Source organism: Mycobacterium sp. Root135 (assembly GCF_001426545.1).
Taxonomy (GTDB): Bacteria; Actinomycetota; Actinomycetes; order Mycobacteriales; family Mycobacteriaceae; genus Mycobacterium.
The window spans coordinates 266,179-286,728 of sequence record NZ_LMEZ01000004.1 but is presented as its reverse complement, the minus strand read 5'-3'; the positions used below and the strand labels follow the sequence as shown (position 1 = coordinate 286,728).

At 67.7% G+C, this 20,550-nt stretch carries 18 protein-coding genes; 12 read left to right on the top strand and 6 right to left on the bottom strand.

Going from position 1 to position 20,550, the window contains the following annotated elements:
* Positions 1-66 precede the first annotated feature (66 nt).
* The 4 genes from ASD37_RS09030 (at position 67) to ASD37_RS09015 (ending at position 4,693) form a co-directional block, all read left to right on the top strand.
* Positions 67-1,026, top strand: coding sequence for an Lrp/AsnC family transcriptional regulator (locus ASD37_RS09030; RefSeq protein WP_056550634.1), 960 nt, complete (start codon positions 67-69; stop codon positions 1,024-1,026).
* A gap of 132 nt (positions 1,027-1,158) precedes the next feature.
* The gene (locus tag ASD37_RS09025) at positions 1,159-2,769 is read left to right on the top strand and encodes an amidohydrolase (RefSeq protein WP_056550633.1); all 1,611 of its coding nucleotides are present in this window, start codon (positions 1,159-1,161) and stop codon (positions 2,767-2,769) included.
* A 3-nt stretch (positions 2,770-2,772) separates the two neighbouring features.
* Positions 2,773-4,197: an amidase gene (locus tag ASD37_RS09020; RefSeq protein WP_056550632.1), complete on the top strand. Its 1,425-nt coding sequence runs from the start codon at positions 2,773-2,775 to the stop codon at positions 4,195-4,197.
* 37 nt (positions 4,198-4,234) lie between these two features.
* Positions 4,235-4,693 (top strand): hypothetical protein, encoded by a 459-nt coding sequence (locus ASD37_RS09015; RefSeq protein ID WP_056550631.1) that lies wholly within the window; start codon positions 4,235-4,237, stop codon positions 4,691-4,693.
* Here ASD37_RS09015 and ASD37_RS09010 read toward each other — a convergent pair.
* The 3 genes from ASD37_RS09010 to ASD37_RS09000 form a co-directional block, all read right to left on the bottom strand.
* A complete protein-coding gene (locus tag ASD37_RS09010; RefSeq protein ID WP_200959812.1) occupies positions 4,649-6,979 on the bottom strand; it encodes a bifunctional diguanylate cyclase/phosphodiesterase in 2,331 nt (776 codons plus the stop codon). The two genes, ASD37_RS09015 and ASD37_RS09010, sit on opposite strands and share 45 nt — an antisense overlap.
* A gap of 173 nt (positions 6,980-7,152) precedes the next feature.
* On the bottom strand, positions 7,153-10,035 hold the full coding sequence (locus tag ASD37_RS09005) for an RND family transporter (RefSeq protein ID WP_056550630.1): 2,883 nt from the start codon (positions 10,033-10,035) through the stop codon (positions 7,153-7,155).
* Complete coding sequence (locus ASD37_RS09000; RefSeq protein ID WP_056550629.1) at positions 10,032-10,436, bottom strand: MmpS family transport accessory protein; 405 nt, start codon at positions 10,434-10,436, stop codon at positions 10,032-10,034. Before ASD37_RS09000 ends, ASD37_RS09005 begins: the two co-directional genes overlap by 4 nt.
* 266 nt (positions 10,437-10,702) lie before the next feature.
* Here ASD37_RS09000 and ASD37_RS08995 point away from each other — a divergent pair, with 266 nt between their 5' ends.
* Positions 10,703-11,389, top strand: a complete 687-nt coding sequence (locus ASD37_RS08995; RefSeq protein WP_056550628.1) for a hypothetical protein — start codon at positions 10,703-10,705, stop codon at positions 11,387-11,389.
* Positions 11,390-11,408: 19 nt separating this feature from the next.
* Here ASD37_RS08995 and ASD37_RS08990 read toward each other — a convergent pair whose 3' ends face one another.
* Both ASD37_RS08990 and ASD37_RS32515 read right to left on the bottom strand, forming a co-directional pair.
* Positions 11,409-11,594, bottom strand: a complete 186-nt coding sequence (locus tag ASD37_RS08990) for a hypothetical protein (protein WP_056550627.1) — start codon at positions 11,592-11,594, stop codon at positions 11,409-11,411.
* Between the two features lie 115 nt (positions 11,595-11,709).
* Positions 11,710-11,841, bottom strand: a complete 132-nt coding sequence (locus tag ASD37_RS32515) for a hypothetical protein (RefSeq protein ID WP_255354829.1) — start codon at positions 11,839-11,841, stop codon at positions 11,710-11,712.
* A gap of 209 nt (positions 11,842-12,050) precedes the next feature.
* Here ASD37_RS32515 and ASD37_RS08985 point away from each other — a divergent pair, with 209 nt between their 5' ends.
* From ASD37_RS08985 to ASD37_RS08970, 4 genes are all read left to right on the top strand, one after another.
* On the top strand, positions 12,051-12,812 hold the full coding sequence (locus tag ASD37_RS08985; RefSeq protein WP_056550626.1) for a GAF and ANTAR domain-containing protein: 762 nt from the start codon (positions 12,051-12,053) through the stop codon (positions 12,810-12,812).
* Positions 12,813-13,039: 227 nt separating this feature from the next.
* Positions 13,040-14,164 carry a glycosyltransferase gene (locus ASD37_RS08980; RefSeq protein ID WP_056550625.1) on the top strand — a complete coding sequence of 375 codons (1,125 nt, stop codon included), beginning with the start codon at positions 13,040-13,042 and terminating at the stop codon, positions 14,162-14,164.
* On the top strand, positions 14,161-15,090 hold the full coding sequence (locus ASD37_RS08975; RefSeq protein WP_056550624.1) for a hypothetical protein: 930 nt from the start codon (positions 14,161-14,163) through the stop codon (positions 15,088-15,090). Before ASD37_RS08980 ends, ASD37_RS08975 begins: the two co-directional genes overlap by 4 nt.
* Entirely contained in the window at positions 15,087-15,905 is an 819-nt protein-coding gene (locus ASD37_RS08970; RefSeq protein ID WP_370072586.1) for a transglutaminase family protein, read from the top strand. The genes ASD37_RS08975 and ASD37_RS08970 overlap by 4 nt, the downstream gene beginning before the upstream one ends.
* Positions 15,906-15,911: 6 nt before the next feature.
* Here ASD37_RS08970 and ASD37_RS08965 read toward each other — a convergent pair whose 3' ends face one another.
* Positions 15,912-16,127 (bottom strand): hypothetical protein, encoded by a 216-nt coding sequence (locus ASD37_RS08965; RefSeq protein WP_156720816.1) that lies wholly within the window; start codon positions 16,125-16,127, stop codon positions 15,912-15,914.
* Between the two features lie 150 nt (positions 16,128-16,277).
* Between ASD37_RS08965 and ASD37_RS08960 the strand changes: the two genes are divergently transcribed.
* The 3 genes from ASD37_RS08960 (at position 16,278) to ASD37_RS08950 (ending at position 20,527) form a co-directional block, all read left to right on the top strand.
* Complete coding sequence (locus tag ASD37_RS08960; RefSeq protein ID WP_200959848.1) at positions 16,278-17,429, top strand: N(5)-(carboxyethyl)ornithine synthase; 1,152 nt, start codon at positions 16,278-16,280, stop codon at positions 17,427-17,429.
* Positions 17,430-17,474: 45 nt separating this feature from the next.
* Positions 17,475-19,286: a bifunctional serine/threonine-protein kinase/transporter substrate-binding domain-containing protein gene (locus ASD37_RS08955; RefSeq protein WP_056550622.1), complete on the top strand. Its 1,812-nt coding sequence runs from the start codon at positions 17,475-17,477 to the stop codon at positions 19,284-19,286.
* A gap of 161 nt (positions 19,287-19,447) precedes the next feature.
* Positions 19,448-20,527, top strand: coding sequence for a hypothetical protein (locus tag ASD37_RS08950; RefSeq protein ID WP_082570071.1), 1,080 nt, complete (start codon positions 19,448-19,450; stop codon positions 20,525-20,527).
* Positions 20,528-20,550: the final 23 nt, after the last annotated feature.

Here is a 20,550-nt window from a genome sequence, read left to right as displayed (position 1 = left end):
GGCGCTGCGCCTTCGCATCTGGGCCACTGTCGTCTGGCGGAGGCACTTCGTCGGCATACTGTCGCAGTGCAACTCGACGACTTGGACCGCAGAATCGTCGGGGCTCTTCAGGTCGACGGTCGCGCGTCGTGGCGGCGCATCGCCGACGTTCTGGAGACCCCGGTCAGTACGGTGACCCGACGCGGCACGGCACTGTTGAGCTCCGGTGCCGTCCGCGTGGTCGCGTTGCCGGGGACGACCACCACCGCGATCCTGGAGATCACCACCGTCCCGCAGCGAGTGGACGCCGTGGCGCGGGCGCTGGCCGCCCGTAGCGACACGATCTTCGTCTACGTGCTCAGTGCGCCCGCCAGGATCGTCGTCGAAGAACAACAGTTGACCAGTGGCGCCCTGGCCAGAGCGGTCATCGAGGAGATCCCCGCGATCGACGGCGTCACCGGGGTGTCGGCCAGCCCCATCCTCGACTACTACCGAACGCTCAGCTCGTGGATGCCCGGTCAGCTCTCGGAGGCGGAGGCCGCCGCGCTCAACGACGGGTTCGGGCGCCTACCTCCGGTGGGCACGGCGCCGCTCGTCGAGGTGGACCAGCAGATCCTCGCCATCCTCGAGCGTGACGGACGGGCGCCCTTGACCGACATCGCGGCTGCCGTCGGCCAGTCGGAGGCCAGTATCCGCCGGAGGCTTTACGGTCTGGTCGGAACGGGGGTCGACGTGCGCGCCGTCGTCGCCCCGACGCTGCTGGGCTTGGACGTCTCGGCGTTCCTGTGGATTCGTGCGACGCCGGGGGCCGTGCGGACCGTCGCCGCGGAGATCACCGAGTCGAACTACGTGCGCTACGCCGCGATGACGATGGGCGAGCACCAGCTGGTGATCGACGTGGCCGTCGAGACGCTCGAGGACTTTCGGCAGTTCGTCACCGAACAGCCCTGGACGGGGAAGGTGGAGTCGATTCGATCGTCGCCGGTGCTCTCGGCGTACAAGCGCAGCGGAGTGGCGGTGACGGAAATCAGCCCGTTCAACCGCTGAGGACTGTGAACCATTTACGCCAAAAAATTCGCACTGATGGTTCATTCGGTACTGCCTTATTGGTAGCGTGACTCATCACGTCACACCCGCCGCTGTCGCACGCTACGACTCGGGCAGAACTGGAGTTCCTCGATGATCCACTACCGCAACGGCCGCATCTTCACCACGGCTGAACCCGCATGGGCGGAGTCGATGGTGGTCGACGACGGCGTCCTGACGTTCGTCGGCGACGACGCCGCGGCCCAGGCCGCGGCCCCGGATGCCGAAACAGTCGACCTGGACGGCGCATTCGTGTTGCCCGGGTTCATCGACTCCCATACCCACCTGGTCGCATTCGGCGAGTCCTTGAGTCAGGTCGACCTCATGGGCACGGCGAATCTCGCGGAGATGCAGCCCCTCGTCGAGGCGGCCGCCGCAGCCGCCCCGGACGCGGTCCGCATTCTGGGTCGCAACTGGTTGCCGACCTCGATCCCCGGCGGCGCACCGGACCGTCACATGTTGGACGCGATGGAATCCGAGAAGCCGGTGTACTTGGACTGTTTCGATTCCCACTCGATGTGGCTCAACACCGCGGCGCTACGGGAGCTCGGGGTCGACGACGACACCCCGGATCCGATCGGCGGCCGCATCGCCCGTGACGCCGATGGTGTCGCCACCGGATTGCTCTACGAGACGGCATCGTTGAATTTCGCCGCACGCTTCCTGACCTCTCAGGTCACCGATGACGACCGGGATCGGGCGCTGCAGTCGGCGTTCTCGCAGTACCTGGCGTCCGGTGTGACCGCTGCCGTCGACATGTCCGTCGGCACGGCCGAATTGGATTGCCTCGAGCGGCAATTGGCGCACGGCAACGGAACGCTTCCGATCCGAGTCGCCGTCCACTGGCTGGTCGACCTGTGCGCCACCGAGGCCGAGAACGTCGCCCAGGTGCAGCATGCGGCGAAGCTCGCCGAGCGCCTGAACGGGCCGTGGCTCCGCGTCACGGGCATCAAGATCATGGTCGACGGTGTGATCGACAGTTGCACCGCGGCAATGAAGTTGCCGTACGCCGACGGCAGCAACGCCGGACCTATCTGGAGCCTGGATGCGCTCGGTCCCGTCGTCGCGGCCGCCGATGCCGCCGGTCTGCAGGTGGCCATGCACGCCATCGGTGACGACGCGTCCGACATCGCGTTGTCGGCCATCGAGCACGCCCACGCGGAAAACGGCCCCATTCCTCGCCGCCATCGCATCGAGCACCTGGAAACCGTGACGCCGGAGAACATTTGGCGCCTGGCGGGTCTCGGCGTGGTTGCGTCCATGCAACCCGTGCACGCCGATCCGGCGATCATCGACAACTGGGTGGCCATGCTCGGCGACGACCGTGCCAAGCGCGGCATGCCGTGGCCCGAGATCACCGCGGCCGGTGGCGTGCTCGCGTTCGGTACCGACGCACCGACCGCTCCTCATCGTCCGCTGCCGAACATGTACGTGGCCACCACCCGGTGCTCGGCGATCACGCCCGGGCTCCCGGCCAACGTTCCGGAGCTTTCGCTGCCCATGGCAGAGGCACTCGCCCACGGCACCAAGGACGCCGCCTACGGCGGGCGCTTCGACCACTTGACCGGTCAGCTGGTCGCGGGAAAGGCCGCCGACTTCGTCGTCCTGGATCGCAATCCGTTCACCGGCGAGGAGGTCGAACTGCTGACCACCAACGTGACGTCGACCTACGTGGCGGGCAAGCGCGTGACGGTCGAGGTCTGACCGATGACCGACTCGTTGGTGATGCGCAGCGCGCGGGAGCAGCTGCGCGGGCTCGAGGATCGCGAGTTCTCGGCCCGTGAGCTGCTCGACGCCCACGTCGAGCAGATGGACCGGTTCAACGGCACGTTGAACGCCGTCGTGTCGCAAGACCTGGATCGGGCGGTCGACGCGGCCGCCGCGGTCGACTCGGCGCGCGCCGCCGGTTCGCCGTGCGGGCCACTGGCCGGCCTACCGATGTCGATCAAGGACACGCACGCCACCGCCGGGCTGCGAACGACCTACGGCTCCAAGCTCTTTGCCGACAACGTGCCCACCGTCGACGACGAGATCGTCGCGCGGCTCCGCGCCGCCGGGGTCGTCGTCGTCGGCAAGACCAACGTCCCGGAAATGGCGGCGGGGTCGCACACGTACAACCCGGTCTTCGGAACCACCGTGAACCCGTATGACACCAGCCGTTCGGTCGGCGGAAGCAGCGGCGGCGGCGCCGCGGCGCTGGCCGCGGGGTTCCAGCCGTTGTCCGACGGCAGCGACATGGGCGGCTCGTTGCGCAACCCGGCGTCCTTCTGCAACGTCGTGGGTCTGCGACCGACCCCGGGCCGGGTGCCCGACCCCACCGACGGGCTGCCGTTCTTCCGGTTGGCGGTGGCGGGTCCGATGGCGAGGACCGTTGGCGACGTGGGCCTGATGTTGTCGGCGATCGCAGGCCGGCACCCGGGGGATCCGACATCGCTGTCGGAGGACCCGCGCCACTTCGCCGACGTCAGCCCCGTAGACCTGCGCGGCCTTCGGGTGGCGTGGGCGCCGACGCTGGGCGGACGGATCGCGGTGGAGCCCGAGGTCGTCTCCGTGTTGGAGGACGCGGTGGCGGTGTTCGAGGCCGGGGGTGCCCGGGTCGACGTGGCGTGCCCCGACCTCGACGGCGCGGACTTCGTCTTTAGGACGCTGCGTGCCGCGGACTTCGACCTCACCTGGGGTGACCTGCTCGAACGTCAACCCCATTCGTTCAAGGCGGACATCGCCTGGAACGTCAGGCAGGGCGGCAAGCTCGGCGGGCGACAGGTCACGCGAGCGGTGGCGGAGTTGGCTCGGCTTCACCGCGCTGCCGAGCAGTTCTTCGACGAGTACGACGTGCTGTTGGCGCCGGTGGTCCAGGTGGCGCCCTTCGACGCGTCGTGGGATTGGCCGCACCAGATCGGGGACACCGCGATGGCGACCTATCTGGATTGGATGGCGGCGTGCTATCTGATTACGCCGCTTGGGGTTCCGGCCATGTCGGTTCCCGCGGGCTTCACCGCGCAGGGGTTGCCGGTGGGTGCGCAGATGGTGACCAGGGCGCGCAGCGAGTCCCGGCTGTTGGGGATTGCGGCCGCGTTCGAGGAGTTGACGTGGCATGGGCGCCGCACCCCGCCGCTGCTTGACGTAACCTGATTAGCGGTACTACCTAGTCGAGTGCGAGGAGGACGCCGTGGATCTCGGTCTGTGGGGTGTTCTGACCGTTCTCGCGGCGGTGGCGGGGCTGTCGTTCGCCGCCTGCGTGTTCGTCTACGTGCGGCGGTTGGAGAATCGGACGCCGGCTCCACTGGGCGAGGAGGTCGGCGCCCACAAGGCGATCCTTGCCAAGGTGCGCAAGGGTGAACCGTTGTCGCGGGAGGAGTTCGACTACGCGACGGAGCTCGTCACCGACGCCAGGTCACCGCTGGCCCTCGCGATCCCCGCGACCCTGTTCTGCACGGGCTTCTTCTACGTGGTGGGTTGTCTCTACGAGCTCCACCTCTACGGTGGTGACCCGTCCTTCCGCACCTTCATCGGCGGCATCCCGATGCTGACGTCGATGAACATCGCCGTTCAGCTGCGCAAGGTCGCCCGGTTGAGGGGCCGACTACGCGAGGTCGTCCCGCTCACGCCCGAGGCCGCCAACACCTGACCCCTCGGAAGCTCCGCTGACCGCGCCGAGCACCTTGGGGCGCCCGAAGTGATAGCCCTGGCCGTATCCGCACCCCATCTGCCGCACCCGGGCCGCCGACTCCTCGGTCTCGATGCCCTCGGCGATGACGTCGAGTCCCATTTCGCCGCAGATCCCGATCAGCGAGCGGTACAACCTGACGTCGTTCTGGGGAGCTACCCACTCGGTCATGCTGCGATCCAGTTTGATGACGTCGACTGGCAACTCGTGAAGATAGTTCAACGAGTTGTACCCCGTGCCGAAGTCGTCGAGCGCGAGCCGGATCCCGAGGCTCTGTAGCCGCCGGATCGCCGCGGCCGCCTCGCCGAGATTGGCTACCGCTTCGGTCTCGGTGATCTCGAACAGCAGGCGTCCTGGTGGCACGTGGTGCGTCGAAAGTGTTTCCTGGACAGCCGATTCGAATGCCAGATCGCCGAGTCTGGCCGCTCCGACGTTGACGTGCACGGTGAGATGCGGCGGCAGGTCGGCGATCTCGCCGCAGACGGCGTTGACCACCATCGTGTCCAGGACGCGCCCGAGCCCGGCACGTTCGGCCGACGGTACGAAGATGCCGGGTTCGACGTCGCTGCCGTCGGCGGCCTTCCATCGTGCCAGCGCTTCGAAGCCCACCACCTCGCCGTCCAAGAGCCTGACCACGGGTTGATAGACCATGAAGAAGCCGACCGGCCGCTCGCCGAAGGCGGCGCGCAGCGCGCTGGGGAAGTCCGGTGCGTCGCCGAGCGCCGGCCGGTAGATCACCACGGTGTCCTTGCCCGTGCGCTTGCCGGCGTACATCGACGCGTCGGCGCGGCTGAGCAGCACGTCGCCGTCGAGGAACGGCTCGTCGACGTCCGGCAGCACCACCCCCATGCTGACCCGCAGCCGAACCTGGACGTCCTTGACGGCGACGGGGGTCCGGAGCGCGGCCCGAATCCTCGAGACCAGCTCGGTGGCCGTCGCCGGCTCGCCGACAACCAGGATGGCGAATTCATCACCGCCGATTCGGGCGACGGTGTCGCGGGGGCTGACGGTGGCCTGCAGTCGCGTGCCGACCTCGCAGAGCAGGCGGTCGCCCTCGGCGTGCCCGAACCGGTCGTTCACGTCCTTGAAGTCGTCGATGTCGACCAGCACCAGCGACAGCGGCTGATGTGACGCTAGCGCGCCGTCGAGGCGTCTGGCGAAACTCAGTCTGTTGGCCAGCCCGGTCAGCGAGTCGTGATACGCCAGATGCAGGAGCAGGTGCTGGTTGGCGTAGACGCGGTTGATGAGTCGTCGGTTGTGCAGGGCCGTGAGCAGCTGGTTGACGATCACCAGCGTCACCACGAGCAGTCCCGTGACCGTCGTGACGGGGTCGAGGTTGATCTCGTGGCCGGTGACCCACCGCCCAATCACGACTGCGCCGACGGCGGCGAGGCCAAGGTACGGAAGTCCCAGCGCCCACCTGTCGGCGTTCTCGACGGGTCGGACGGCTGCCCCGCCGCCAGATCCACGTTCGAGTACGGCGCAGGCGACGAGCAACGGCCCGATGACGAAGCCGGCGTTCTCCCACGGCGTCATCGTCGCCGCGTCGACGGAGATCAGGTAGGCGTAGATGCTGTCGGACGTCGCGAGGGCCACCACTCCTGCGATGAGGAACTGGAACCCGGCACGATCGGCCTCCCGGATGCGTCCGAACACCACCATCAGCACCGCGACGACGACCATGACGAGGTCGGTCACGGGGTAGGCGAGCGCCACCGCGAGGGTGACCCGGTCCGGTGCGCCGGCGGTGACGATCGTTCCGAGGGCCCCAGACCAGCTCAGGAAGAACAGCGACGCCGTGACGATCAGTCCGTCGAGGACGAGCTCGACGGAACGGTAACCATGGCGGCCTCGCTGACCGTCGACCGGTTGGGCGTTGCGAGCCGCGGCCCGTCCGAGGACGGACATCGCCGCCAAGCCGAAGACGGGGTAGGCCAGGAACCCGGCGTCGGCCAGCGACGGCGACGGCAAACCTTCACCGTCGACGATCTGGTACCAGGACCAGATGATCAAACCACCGGTCCACGCCGCCATTCCCGTAGCGATCAGCAGCCGCCACGTTCGCTCGGACCCGCGTCGGCGAAGTCCACTGATCACGCCCGTGACCACCGCTGTCGTCCCCGCGGCGAGCTGCATCGCGTTGTCGAGCGCGTTCGCCGTCGCGTAGCTCCACGGCGCCGCGCCGTTGACCAGCACCAACACCGCCGCCCCGGCCAGAATCGTCATCAGCGGAAGGCGCGTCGTCAAGGGCACCTCCGCGGGTTGCGGCACGACGAGCCCGGGATGGTCCGCTGCGCTCTAGCAAAGTTCGCACCAGCTTAACAACGGCGGATCGTCACAACCGAGCACTGGGCCAATTGCCAACCAACCCCAAGGGCGCGGCCTCATGGCTACCGACTGGCGCGGGCGGCCACCACGGGCTACGCGTCCTCCCACAGCGGTAGCTGACGACCGGCCTGGCGCGACTCGTCGGCCTTCGGCCAGTTTCGGGCGGGGCGGGGCCGGACCACCAGCGGCCACCAGAACCAGCGCCCGAGCAGCGCGGCAATGGACGGCGTCATGAACGACCGCACGATCAACGTGTCGAACAGCAGACCGAGGGCGATGGTCGTTCCGATCTGACCGAGGATCCGCAGGTCGGCGAACACGAACGACGCCATGGTCGCCGCGAACACCAGCCCGGCGGCGGTCACCACCGATCCCGAGCCGGCCATGGCCCTGATGATGCCCGTGTTCAGGCCGGCGTGGATCTCCTCCTTGAACCGTGAGATCAGCAGCAGGTTGTAGTCCGATCCCACCGCCAACAGCAGAATGATGGCCAGCGCCAACACGATCCAGTACAGGTCGATGCCGAGAAGGTCCTGCCAGATCAACACCGACAGGCCGAACGAGGCGCCAAGCGACAGCGCGACGGTGCCCACGATGACGAACGCGGCCACCAGCGAGCGGGTAATGAACATCATGATGAGCAGGATCAGGCTCATCGCCGCGATCGCGGCGATCATCAGGTCGTACTTGGCGCCGTCCTGAATGTCCTTGTAGGTGGCCGCGGTACCGGCGAGGTAGAGCTTCGATCCCGCCAACGGGGTGCCCTTGACGGCTTCCTGCGCCGCGTGCCTGATGCCGTCGATGTGCGAAATCCCTTCGGGCGTCGCGGGATCGCCCTCGTGGGTGATGATCATCTGCGCGGCCTTGCCGTCGGGGGAGAGGAACAGCTTGAGCCCGCGAATGAACTCGGGGTTGGTGAACGCCTCCGGCGGCAGGTAGAAGGAATCGTCGGTCTTGGAGGCGTCGTAGGCCTGGCCGAGGGCCGTCGCGTTCTGCAGCGACGCCGCGGACTGGTTGTTGATGCCCGAGTTGGTGGCGTAGTTCGTCATCGTCAGGTCGCGGTTGGTCTGTTGATTGGCCAACTGAGGGGGGAAGAGCGCGAGCAGTTTCGGCTGCAGTGCGTCGAGCTTGGCGATGCTGCCCGCGACGTCACCCAGCTGATCGGTCAGTGCGTCGATGCCGTCGAGCGCATCGAAGATCGACCGCAGCGCCGCGCACACGGGAATGTCGAAACAGTGTGGCTCCCAATAGAAGTAGCTGCGCAGCGGCCGGAAGAAGTCGTCGAAGTTGGCGATCTTGTCGCGGAGGTCTTGAGCGGTGGCGACCGTCTGCTGGAACGCCTTGGCCTGTTCGTCGGTGACCTCGGCGGACTGCTGCTGCAGGGCGTACTGCTGGCGGAGCACCCGGACGCCGTCGTCGATGGTGGCGACCTGTTTGAGGAGATCGTCGGCGCGGGCCTGTTGGAAGGGCAGGTTCTGGATTTGGGCCGAGCTGCCCGCACTGATCTGGAACGGGATCGAGGTGTGGTCAAGCGGCGTACCCAGCGGTCGGGTGATCGACTGCACCTGCGCGATTCCGTCGGTGTGGAAGACCGCCTTGGCCACCCGCTCGAGAAGGATCATGTCGGTCGGGTTGCGGAGGTCGTGGTCGGCTTCGACCATCAGCAGTTCGGGGTTGAGGCGGGCCTGGGAGAAGTGCCGCTCGGCGGCCGCGTAGCCGACGTTGGCCGGTGCGGTGGCGGGGATGTAGGGGCGGGCGTCGTAGCTCGTCTTGTAGGCGGGCAGGGCGAGAAGGCCGATGAGGGCGACGGCGATGGTCGCCACCAGGATCGGTCCCGGCCAGCGCACGATCGCCGTGCCGATGCGTCGCCAGCCCCGGGTGTTCAGCGGGCGGGCGGGTTCGAACAGGCCGAAGTGCCGTCCGATGGACAGCAGCGCAGGCGCCAACGTCAGCGCGGCCACGACGGCGACGAGGACGCCGGTCGCGGCGGGCACGCCCAGGCTCTGGAAGTAGGGCAGCCGGGTGAAGGTCAGGCAGAACACGGCGCCTGCGATGGTCAGACCCGACCCAAGGATGATGTGCGAGGTCCCGCGGTACATCGTCGCGTAGGCCGTCACGCGGTCTTCGCCGACGTGGCGCGCTTCGTGGTAGCGACCGAGGATGAAGATCGCGTAGTCGGTGCCGGCCGCGATGACCAACAACGTCAGAAGGTTGGTCGAGTACGTCGACAGCTCGATGATGCCGGCGTTGGCCAGGACGGCGACCACGCCGCGGGAGGCCGTCAGCTCGATCATCACGGTGAAGATCACCAGGAACACCGTGGTGAGACGGCGGTAGATGAAGAACAGCATGAGGGCGATCACCCCGAGGGTGATCAGGGTGGTCTTCAGGGTGCCTTGCCTGCCGACCTCGAACTGGTCGGTGACCAGGGGAGCGGCGCCGGTGACGTAGGCGTGCACTCCGGGCGGCGGCGTCGACCGGTTCACGATGTCGCGGATCGAGTCGACGGATTGGTTGGACAACGATTCGCCCTGGTTGCCGGCGAGGTTGACCTGAAGCAGCGCCGCCTTGCCGTCGGAACTCTGGGATCCGGCCGCCGTCAGCGGATCGCCCCAGAAGTCCTGGACGTGTTCGACGTGGGTGGTGTCCTGGGACAGCTTGCGCACCAGGTCGTCGTAGTAGTGGTGGGCGTCGGCGCCAAGCGGTTGGTCGCCCTCGAGGACGATCATCGCCGCGCTGTCGGAGTCGTACTGCTGAAACTTCTTCCCGATCTCCTTGCTTGCCTGCAGCGATGGTGCATCCTGCGGGCTCAGCGAGACGTTGTGGGCTTCGGCGACCTTCTCGAGTTGCGGGACGAAGACGTTGGTGGCGACGGCGAGCGCCAGCCAGAACAGCACGATGAGCGGTGAGAACCGCCGGATCGTGTGTCCGATGCGGTCGGTTCGGGTGGTGCCCTCGGCGTGGTGGGTGCTCATCCGGACTTGTCCAGGCAGTAGGTGTAGGCGTTCAGCGTGTTCACCGTTCTCTCGTCCTTCACCACGTCGTCGATCTTGATGCGGCAGCCGAGGGTGCTGCTGTCACCTTGGGCGGCGACGTTGACGAAGACCGACGGTTGGGTGGTCGTCGCGTCGTAGGCCCACGGCAGCGGGACGGCGTCGGCGCGCTGCGGTTGCGCGTTCACGTCCAGGTACGTGATGGTCGCGACCGTGCCGGGCGGGCCGAATACCTCGAGGACCACGTGTTTGGGGTTGAACGGGACGATTTCGTTGGCGCCCGCGCTGGGCGTCGAGACCACGTCCTGGGAGGCGAAGACGGCCTGCAGGCGGTACACCGCGAAGCCGGCCACCAACACGACGAGGACGGCCACCAGTGGCATCCACCGTCGACCCAGGCGCCTTCCAATCGAAATCCCGTGCAAGCGTGGGCCTTTCGGCGAGCGGGGACATGTGGACGGTGGTAGGAGCTGCCGACCACGCGGTCGTTAGATCAACTAGGTTGACAGTACGATACGGGACCGTACGCCGCAATGAATAGACGCACAGCGCATTCACAGCGGTATTTGGCAAAGGAATTCAACTGCAGATCACGATTGAATCTCGGAAAGATTACTGTTTAGGGGTCGAGACCTCGTAAAGTGCTCTCGTGGGCAGACATCAGCTGGTCAAGCAACGGCGTAAACCGCCGCTGCTCTTGGCTGCCGTGATGACCTCCCTCGCCGTCTTGGCGACTGCAGGCGCCAGTCCCCACCCCGTTGCGGTCGAGGTGGCGGCGGAATCGGCCGCGCCGGCGACGGCCTCGCCGTGCTGCCTCGAGGTCGTCCCCGCGTCGCAGGTCGACGCCCACTCGGCGCTTCCGGTCAGCATGGCGTTGTTCTCGTCGGCCGCACCCGCCCGCAGCGCTGCGGCACCCGTCGCGGCGTCGCGGTGGCGGGTCATCGACAGTCATCGGATCCTGCCAAAGGGGGTGGCCCCCGAGGCCGGGCTCCAGGTGAAGACGATCTTCCTGGCTCGCAGCCTGAGCGTGGTATTCCCCGAGATTCACAGCATCGGTGGCATGCGCGCCGATGCGCTCCGGTGGCATCCGGACGGCCTGGCCCTCGACGTCATGGTGCCCAACCCGAGTTCACCAGGGGGCATCGCGCTGGGGAACCGGATCGTCGCGTACGCGTTGCAGAACGCGGCCCGGTTCGGACTACAGGATGCGATCTGGCGAGGCGTCTACTACACGCCGAGTGGTCCGCAGAACTCCGGCGCCGCGCACTTCGACCACGTGCACTTGACGACGTTCGGCGGGGGATATCCCACCGGTGACGAGATCTATTACCGCTGAGGGTGATTGGGCCCGAACGTCAGGCGACGACGGCCACGGGGACGAGAATGGGAAGCTCCAGGCGCACCGGAGCGGCGGGGCCGATCGAGCTGATGCATGCGTGCGTCAGGTGCCCGAACGGATGGTCGCAGACCGAACAACCCTCGTCGCCGGTGCTGATCGAGGCGCCCCGTGTCGTGAACATTCCGGTGATCCAGCGCCCCATGCGAACTCCCCCGTTTAGCAAATCCATCCCAAATATGGGACAAACTTAGCTGTCAGCAACGGTGACGTCAATCACCGTTTGACGTCGGCCGTGACTCGAAACGGCGGCGCCCACATCAGCGCTTCTTGCGGATGGCGTCCTCGGTAGCCGAGGTGGTGTCGGCCTTGGTGCGCTTGTCGGCGCGCTTTTCCTTCAGCGACTTGCCGGCCTTCTTGGACATCGCGGATCTGGGGGACTTGTCAGACATCGGTGGCCCTTTGCATTGGGGGCCTGAATGGTCCCGATTCCACGACCATACGCCCGCCACGGGCAAGGCTACGGTGGCGGCGCCGAAACGCGTTCTCCGGCAACGGGTTTTGCCCACGGTTCGGGTGGCGCATCGGTGGGGGCGTCGCGGGCATAGTCTGGAGGTCGTTCTGCTGCGGTTCGCGGCACTCCACGGCTGGCAGGTAGGGCATGACGGAAGTCACGGCATCCGATGCCGACGTCGCCGACCTCCGGGCCGGAATAGACGCGTTGGCGGGTCTCCTCGCGGGCAGCCTCGGCTTGCCCGAATTGCTGGCGCAGGTGGCGGCGTTCACGTGCCGGGCCATTCCCGGGGCCGACGGCGCCGCGGTGACGCTGCTGCGGGTGGACGCCACCGACACCGCGGTGGCTGCGCTGGCGGCGAGCGCTCCGTTCGTCGCCGCGATCGACGAAATCCAGTACGTCACGCTTGACGAGGGGCCCGGAATCACCGCGGCCCGCGACCGGCGGCCCGTGCGTTCCGGTTCGTTGGGCGGGGAGAAGATGTGGCCGAGGTTCGGCCCCCGCGTCGGCCGGATGGGTGTGCACAGCGTGCTCGCGTTGCCGCTGCTGCTGCCGGACCGCGTGGTCGGGGCCATCACCGTCTACTCCTACGGCAAGGACGTCTTCGACGCCCACGCCGAAGAACTGGGTGAGCTCTTCGCGAGTCCGGCGGCCGCCGCCGTGCACAACGCCCAGGTGCTCTCCGAGGCCTTGACGCTCAACGCCCAGCTGCAGCGGGCCCTGTCGTCGCGCCCCGTCATCGACCAAGCCATCGGGATCATTCGGGCCCGGACCGGGCGGACTGCGGAGGACGCGTTCGTCCAGTTGCAGGGGATGAGCCAGAGCGAACACCGCAAACTGGCCGACGTCGCGGCGCACGTCGTGGACGAGGCGGTACGCCGTGCGCATGCCAGAAACAAGACGCCCTGAGGTTGCCCGTCAGGCCCTCTAGCTGTGGGAATGGGCAACACTGGGCAGGTTGGAGCACGTCGAAGGTGGTAAAGTCGGGGTCGTTGGGACCCCAACCAGTCCGGGATTGAGACAGCTGTCCGCCGCTGTTCTCTAGGAGCATCCGCTCACGCCGGGCACTTCGGTGTCATCCGCCAGTCGGGACCACCTTGAACGTTCCAACCCGTTTTCCGTCCTTCATCGGCCACATGGCGCCGGAACGACGCTTGAATCCGACCTTCGGCATTCTCACGAGCTTTCCGCCGACGCCATGTGGCCTCGCCACGTTCAGCGCGGGGTTGGCCAACGGTCTGTCCAGCAATGGATCAGACGTCGGAGTGATTCGCGTCGCCGATGGTGCCGAGCCGACGAGCAAGGCGGTCATCGGGGAGTTCGTCAACGGTTCGTCCGCATCGGTCAGCGCGTGCATCGAACTGCTGAATCAGCGTGACGTCGCCGTCATCCAGCACGACTACGACGTCTTCGGCGCCGAGATCCTCGACGTCGTCGAGGACCTGCGGGTCCCGACCATCGTCGTCGCCCACAAAGTACTCAAACACCCGACGCCGCAACAGCGTTCGGCGATGGAGACCCTGGTCGCCAAGGCAGACCGGGTCGTCGTCATGTCCCGCTCGGCCAACGAGCGCCTCTGCGCCGACTACGCGGTCGACGCCGGAAAGGTCGTCACCATCCAGCGCGGCGCGACGCTGCCGACGGTGGCCCCGCTGAAGCGCTCGGGCCGACCGACGCTCCTGACGTGGGGCCTGATGGGCCCCGGCAAGGGTGTCGAGCGGGTCATCGACGCCATGGGCGGGCTCAAGGACCTGCGCGGCCAGCCGCGCTACCTCGTCGCCGGTGCCACGCACCCGAACGTGCTTGCCGCCGAGGGTGAGGCCTACCGGGAAGCCTGCATCGAGCGGGCCAAGGCTGCCGGCGTCGCGAGCGCGGTGAGCTTCGACTCCATCTACCGCAGCACCGCGTCGCTGTCGGCGCTGATCCAGACGTCGGCCGCTGTGGTGTTGCCGTACGACTCCACCGATCAGGCCAACTCCGGCGTGCTGGTCGACGCGCTCGCCGCGGGACGGCCGGTCGTCGCCACCGCCTTCCCACATGCCGTGGAACTTCTCGGCAGCGGAGCGGGCATCGTCGTCGACCACGACGACCCCGAAGCGCTGGCAACGGCGTTGCGCCGCATGCTGACCGACCCCCGGATGACCGGTGACATGGCCGCGGAGGCGCGACGTTTGGCGCCGTCGATGGGCTGGCCAGAATCGGCGACCGCGTACCTGGCGCTCGCTCGCCGGGTCGTCGCCGATCGCGCGGCGATGGTGTGACCGAACCACATTCGACACCGCTTCCGGTCTTCGACCATCTGCTGCACCTCTCGGACCGGCGCGGCACGTTCGAACACGCGTTGCTGACCGAGCCCGAGCGCAGCGGCGGCTACCGCACCGACGACATGGCCCGGCTGCTGGTCGTCGCCACCCGTCAGCCGGACCCGGACGGCGCCGTCAACGGTCTCGCCGGTCTCGCGGTGCGCTACCTCAACGACGCGCAGTCGTACGCGGGTCCGTGCCGCAACCACATGGACAGCAAGGGCAACTGGGTCGACCAGCCGTCCCTCGAAGTGTGGTGGGGCCGGTGCCTGTGGGCGCTCGGCACCGCCGCCGCGCACAGCAGCGTGGGTCTGGTCCGTCGGGTCGCCGTCATCCAGTTCGAGCGCTCGGGCAAGGTGCGGTCGCCGTCTCCGCTCGCGATGGCGTACGCCGCACTTGGTGCCGCCGAGGTCCTCTCGGTGGAACCCGACCACGCGATCGCCCGCGCCCTCTTGACCGCCTTCGCCGATTCGGAGTCGTCGGCGCAGGCCCCCGGCGCGGCCGTGATGGCCGAGGCGATGATCGCCGCAGGCACCACGCTGGACCGGCCCGCACTGTGCCAGCAGGGGTTGGACCTGTTGAACGGCTTGCTCGACGACGAGGTGGTCGACCGTCAGCCCGCAGCGGTCGCCGAGATGTCGGACGCCTGCACCCGAGCGGCAGGCGTCGACGCCAGCCCGAAGTGGCCGGACGCCGTCCGCGCGGCTGCCGCGTGGTTCGAGGGCGCCAACGGCTCCGGCGAGCCGATGTGGGATTCGCTGACCGGCGGTGGTTTCGACGGTCTCGGCAGCGAGGGCGTCGACCGCAACCAGGGTGCGATGTCCACGTTGGCCGTGCTGTCGGCGATGCAGAACGCGCAACGCTTTTCGGCCGTCGCTGAATGACGGGTGACGTGATGCGGCGTGAGGTGGCCTGCGGGCTCGACGTCGACGTCACCGCGCCGACCACGTTGGAATTCCAGGTCGCGATCGCGCCGCATCCGAACACCGAGGTGTGGGAAGCGTTGACGTTCGTGCTGGACGGCGTTGCCGTGCCGGCCAAGGAGATCAGCGGTGAGCACGGCAACCGGATTCACCAGCTTCAGGTGGCCGGGGGCAATCTGCAGGTGAACTACTCGGCCACCGTCATCGGCCAGACCGATCCGGCTCCGGTGACCGACTACGACCTGTCGCGGTATCTCCGGCCGACCCGATATGCCGAGGCCGACAAGTTCTACGGTTTCGCCGCAACGGAATTCGGCGGTTACGCCGACTCGGCCACCGTGTTGGAACACGTGTCGTCGTGGGTGGGCAGCCGGCTGAACTACGTGCCGGGGTCCAGTGACCCGATCGACGGGGCGGTCGACACGCTGCTCGCCGGCGCCGGGGTGTGCCGCGACTTCGCCCACCTGGTCGTCGCGCTGCTGCGTGCGGTCAACGTGCCCGCCCGCATGGTCGCGGTCTACGCGCCGGGGCTCTATCCGATGGACTTCCACGCGGTCGCCGAGGCGTTCGTCGAGGGGCAGTGGCGCGTCGTGGACGCGACGTTGCTCGCGCCTCGCCAGAGTTTGGTGCGGATCTCCACCGGGGGCGACGCCGCAGACACGGCCTTCCTGGTCAACCACAAGGGCGCCATCACCCTGAACTCGATGTACGTCACGGCGATCGTCGACGGGCTCTTGCCACGCGACTCGATCGACCAGCTGGTCTCGATCCGCTGACGCGGATCATTCCTCGGTAGCGGGACGGCTCTCGCGCTGGGCGCGCACGTCGTCGCGATGCTGGACGACCGCCGCTTCGGCGGCCATTTCGCCGAGGACGGTGGCGCCACCGAGTAGTCGGCGATCGGAGCGGAACTTGCGCGAGAAGATCGCCACCACGCCGGCGAGGGCAAGCGTGACGAATACGGCGACGACGATCAGAACGATCGAATTGGTGGTCACGAACGGCGCCTCGAATTCTTGATAGGTCTCCAGTAGACGCGGATATCGGCGAGGTGTCAATTTCGTTGACACGTGGGCGAAATGGGATCGCCGACGGCTGGTCGAGTACGGTCTAATCACCGAGTCGGCATCCCGGCTTCGGGGATGACCATGCCTCGGGAGGGCCACGTGAGCGAACTCAAGCTCGGCGTCATCGCACGTACGCACAAGGAGAACGAGCACCGGCTGCCGATCCATCCGGAGCACCTCGACCGCATCGACAAGAGCGTCATCGGGCAGATCTATCTCGAGCGCGGCTACGGCGAGCACTTCGGCATCTCCGACAAGAAACTGTCGCGTTCGGTGGCGGGCGTGCGGTCGCGCGAAGAGCTGATCGCCGAGTGCGACGTCATCCTGTTGGCCAAGCCGGATGCCGGCGACCTCGCCGAACTTCGCGACGGACAGATCCTTTGGGGCTGGCCGCACTGCGTGCAGGACGCGGAGTTGACGCAGCAGGCGATCGACCGCCGCCTGACGTTGATCGCGTTCGAGGCGATGAACCTGTGGCGCAAGGACGGCTCGTTCAAGCTGCACGTGTTCCACAAGAACAACGAGATGGCCGGCTACTGCTCGGTCTTGCACGCGCTGGAGATCATCGGGTCGACCGGCACCTACGGGCGACGGCTGCGCGCCGCGGTGATCGGATTCGGCGCCACCGCCCGCGGCGCGGTGACGGCGCTGAACGCCATCGGCGTCCACGACATCGACATCCTCACCAACCGCAACGTCTCCGAAGTGGCGTCGCCGATTCACTCGGCGGAGATCGTGCAGTTCGAGTCCGACGAGCAAGGCTCGAGCTTCGCGCTGACCGACGACGGCCGGGTGCGGCTGGCCCAGTACTTGGCCGAGCACGACGTCGTCGTGAACTGCGTGCTTCAGGACCCCAACGCCCCGTTGGTCTTCCTGCACGAGGCCGACCTCGAAGCGTTCCGGTCGGGGAGCCTGTTCATCGACGTATCGTGCGACGCCGGAATGGGTTTCAGCTGGGCGCTGCCGACGTCGTTCGACGATCCGACGTTCATCGTCGGCAACAACATCACGTATTACGCGGTCGACCACAGCCCGTCCTACCTGTGGAACGCCGCGACGTGGGAGATTAGCGAGGCGTTGATCCCCTACCTGTCAACGATTCTGGCCGGGCCGACGGAGTGGGACGACGACGAGACGGTACGTCGTGCCATCGAGATCCGCGACGGCAACATCGTCAATCCGGACATTCTCGCATTTCAGAAGCGGTCGGCGGAGTATCCGCACGTGAGGTAACTTCTATCGACAGCCACGGGGGTGGCTGCCGCCAAGGAGTAGACGGTGGACGCGACGTCATTTGGTCACTATCAGCTGCGCGAGCTGCTGGGCCGCGGTGGAATGGGCGAGGTCTACCGCGCCTATGACACCAGAACCGATCGCGTCGTCGCGCTCAAGGTGCTCCCACCGCACATGGCCGAGGACAAGGTCTTCCAGCAGCGGTTTCGCCGGGAATCGCAGGCCGCGGCCAGTCTGACCGACCCGCACGTGGTGCCGATCCACGGGTACGGCGAGATCGACGGCCGGCTGTACCTGGACATGCGACTGATCGACGGCAAGACCCTCGGGGACATTCTCGCCGAGCGCGAAGGGCCCGTCGACACGACGCTGGCCGTCGAGGTGGTCGAGCAGGTGGCCACCGCACTGGACGCCGCTCACCAGGAACACTTGATCCACCGGGACGTCAAACCGTCCAACATTCTGCTCACCAAGCAGCAGTTCGCCTATCTGATCGACTTCGGTTTGGCGCGCACCGCGGGCGAGCAGGGCATGACGACGGCGGGCAACACCCTCGGCACGTTGGCGTACATGGCGCCGGAGCGGTTCGACGCGGGGCAGAGCGACCCGCGGTCAGACATATACGCGTTGGCCTGTGTGTTGTACGAGAGCTTGACGGGTTCTCGGCCCTTCCCCGCCGACAGCCTCGAGCAGCAGATTGCCGGGCACATGGTGCAGGCGCCGCCGCGGCCGTCGGCGTTCGACTCGCGACTGGCGGCCTTCGACGACGTAGTCGCCAAGGGGATGGCCAAGAAGCCGGCTCAGCGGTATCAGACCGGTGCCGAACTGGCCGCCGCCGCGCGTCGCGCGCTGAATGCGCCCGTGCGGGGCAGCGGCCGTTCCGGTCGGCATTCTGCGCGCCGGGTTCCGACCCGCGGCGTCTGGCGTCCCACCCGGACGATGGTCGCAGTCGTGTCGGCGGTGGTGTTGATCGCCGCGGTCGGCACGTTCGGAGTCGTGCAGTGGCGCAGCGGATCCGAGCAGGACGACCCCCGGCAGGCCGCCGTCGAGGACAGCACGGCGCCGCCGGATCCGAGTCTGCGGGCTGGCGCGGTGCCGTCGATCGCGGCCACGGTGCCGGCGGACATCCGGCAGTCCGGCCGGTTGGTGATCGGGATCAACGTTCCGTACGCCCCCAACGAGTTCAAGGATTCGCAGGGGAACATCGTCGGCTTCGACGTCGACCTGATGAACGCGATCGCGCGAACGTTGGGGCTGGAGGCCGACTATCGCGAGACGGCGTTCGCCAGCATCATTCCGTCGGTGCAGGGCGACAACTTCGACGTGGGGGCGTCGTCGTTCACCGACACCGCCGATCGGGAGCAGGACGTCGACTTCGTGACGTACTTCTCGGCAGGCAACCTGTGGGCCCGCCGGGCGGGGACGTCGGTGGAGCCGTCAGCGGCGTGTGGACTGAAAGTCGGTGTGGCGCAGGGCGGTTTGCAGGAGACCAAGGAGATCCCGGCCAAGAGTGACGAGTGTGCAGCGGCGGGGCTGTCGCCGATCGACATGGTCGTGTTCACCCGGCAGGACGATCTGACCAAGGCGTTGGTGGCAGGCGAGGTCGACGCGATGTCGGCGGATTCGCCGGTGACGGGTTTCGCGGTGAAGCTCAGCGCCGGTGTGCTGGAGACGGCGGGGGAGGTGACGGACTCCGCGTCGTATGGCTGGCCGGTGGCCAAGGGGTCCGGCCTGGCGGAGTCGTTGAAGCAGGGGTTGGAACAGTTGATGAAGACGGGTGAGTACCGGACCATCGCGACCCAGTGGGGCATCGAGAAGGGGCTGATCGACGCACCGGTGATCAACGGGGCCCGCTAGCGCCGGCCCAGACACGTTCTGGGAGTTGATGTCACGGGTGATATCGAGTCTGGCCGGGTGTGTCGACCTGGGTTTCCGGCGGCGTCGGATGGAGTTGTTGGCCCCTCGGTCTGCGGCCGCGTCAAGCCAGGGTGCTTGCCCCCAGCGGTAACGTGACCTTCATGGACCTCGTCCTCGGCTTGTCGCTCACCACGGCGGCGCTGCGCTGGGTGCTCGTCGAGGGGTCGACGGGCGAGGGCGACCCGATCGACCGCGGTGAGCTCGACATCCCCGCGATCGACGACGTCGACGCCGATCTGCTGGTCCACGCGGTGTTGAACCCCGCCGTCGTCGCCGAGGACCGGATCCGCGTCGTCGGCGTCACCTCCACCGCGGACGCCGGTCCGGCCGCGGCCGCCGTCGTCGACGCCCTGGTGGCGCGGGGTCACCGCGACGTCGCGCCCGTCTCGGACACTGCCGCGGTCGCCGCCCTGGCCAAAGGCGTCGCCGACATCACCGACTACGACGACGTCGCCGTGTGCATCGTCGAGCCGGACTCGGCCTTCGTGGCGGTGGTCGACGGCGGCGAGGTGACGGTCCACTACGTCGACCGCCCCGCGGACAGGGACGACGCGCTCGAACTCACCAGCAGCGTCATCGCCGTGCTGGACCGCGAGCCCGCCGCCATCTTCGTCATCGGCTCCGACGACGTCGGGGTCATCGTGACCGCCTTCGAGGCCATCACCGAGGCGCCCGTCTTCTCGGCCGCGGAGGCCGACCTCGCGCTGGCCCGCGGCGCGGCACTGGTCGCCGCCAGGACGCTCGACATGTCGGGCCCTCCGCTCGGGGACGTGCCGCCGCGGCGAGCCGGCGTCCTGTTCGGTGTGCTCGCCGTCGCGGTGGTGACGTTCGTCGTCTCGTTGTCGATCGCGATCGGACTCAACCTGAGTGAGGACGAGCCGGTCGAGAACCTCAGTGCCGCAGCGCAACCCGAACGCGTTGTGGCACCGCCACCGCCGGCCGGCCGCTCGGCCGTTCGATTCCCCGACATCCCGAACGTCGTCGCGAAGACGATGACCGTCGCGGTGCCGCAGGCACCCCCGCCCGCTGCCGCACCGGCGTACGTCCCGCCGCCCGCCGCCGCGCCGCCGCCCCCACCGGTCTACGTGCCCCCGCCACCGCCGCCGCAGCAGCCTCGGTTGCGCGACCGGATCATCGAACGCATCCCGATCATCGGCCGCTTCCACGAACCGGGTCAGTAAGTTTTGCGAAAGCGCGTGCGCAA

Excerpts from the sequence above, each read along its gene's own strand:
- ASD37_RS09025 (WP_056550633.1), top strand. The coding sequence starts at position 1,159 with ATGATCCACTACCGCAACGGCCGCATCTTCACCACGGCTGAACCCGCA.
- ASD37_RS09020 (WP_056550632.1), top strand. The coding sequence starts at position 2,773 with ATGACCGACTCGTTGGTGATGCGCAGCGCGCGGGAGCAGCTGCGCGGG.
- ASD37_RS09005 (WP_056550630.1), bottom strand. The coding sequence starts at position 10,035 with ATGAGCACCCACCACGCCGAGGGCACCACCCGAACCGACCGCATCGGA.
- ASD37_RS09000 (WP_056550629.1), bottom strand. The coding sequence starts at position 10,436 with ATGCCACTGGTGGCCGTCCTCGTCGTGTTGGTGGCCGGCTTCGCGGTG.
- ASD37_RS08990 (WP_056550627.1), bottom strand. The coding sequence starts at position 11,594 with ATGGGGCGCTGGATCACCGGAATGTTCACGACACGGGGCGCCTCGATC.
- ASD37_RS32515 (WP_255354829.1), bottom strand. The coding sequence starts at position 11,841 with ATGTCTGACAAGTCCCCCAGATCCGCGATGTCCAAGAAGGCCGGCAAG.
- ASD37_RS08985 (WP_056550626.1), top strand. The coding sequence starts at position 12,051 with ATGACGGAAGTCACGGCATCCGATGCCGACGTCGCCGACCTCCGGGCC.
- ASD37_RS08980 (WP_056550625.1), top strand. The coding sequence starts at position 13,040 with ATGGCGCCGGAACGACGCTTGAATCCGACCTTCGGCATTCTCACGAGC.
- ASD37_RS08970 (WP_370072586.1), top strand. The coding sequence starts at position 15,087 with ATGACGGGTGACGTGATGCGGCGTGAGGTGGCCTGCGGGCTCGACGTC.
- ASD37_RS08960 (WP_200959848.1), top strand. The coding sequence starts at position 16,278 with ATGCCTCGGGAGGGCCACGTGAGCGAACTCAAGCTCGGCGTCATCGCA.
- ASD37_RS08950 (WP_082570071.1), top strand. The coding sequence starts at position 19,448 with ATGGACCTCGTCCTCGGCTTGTCGCTCACCACGGCGGCGCTGCGCTGG.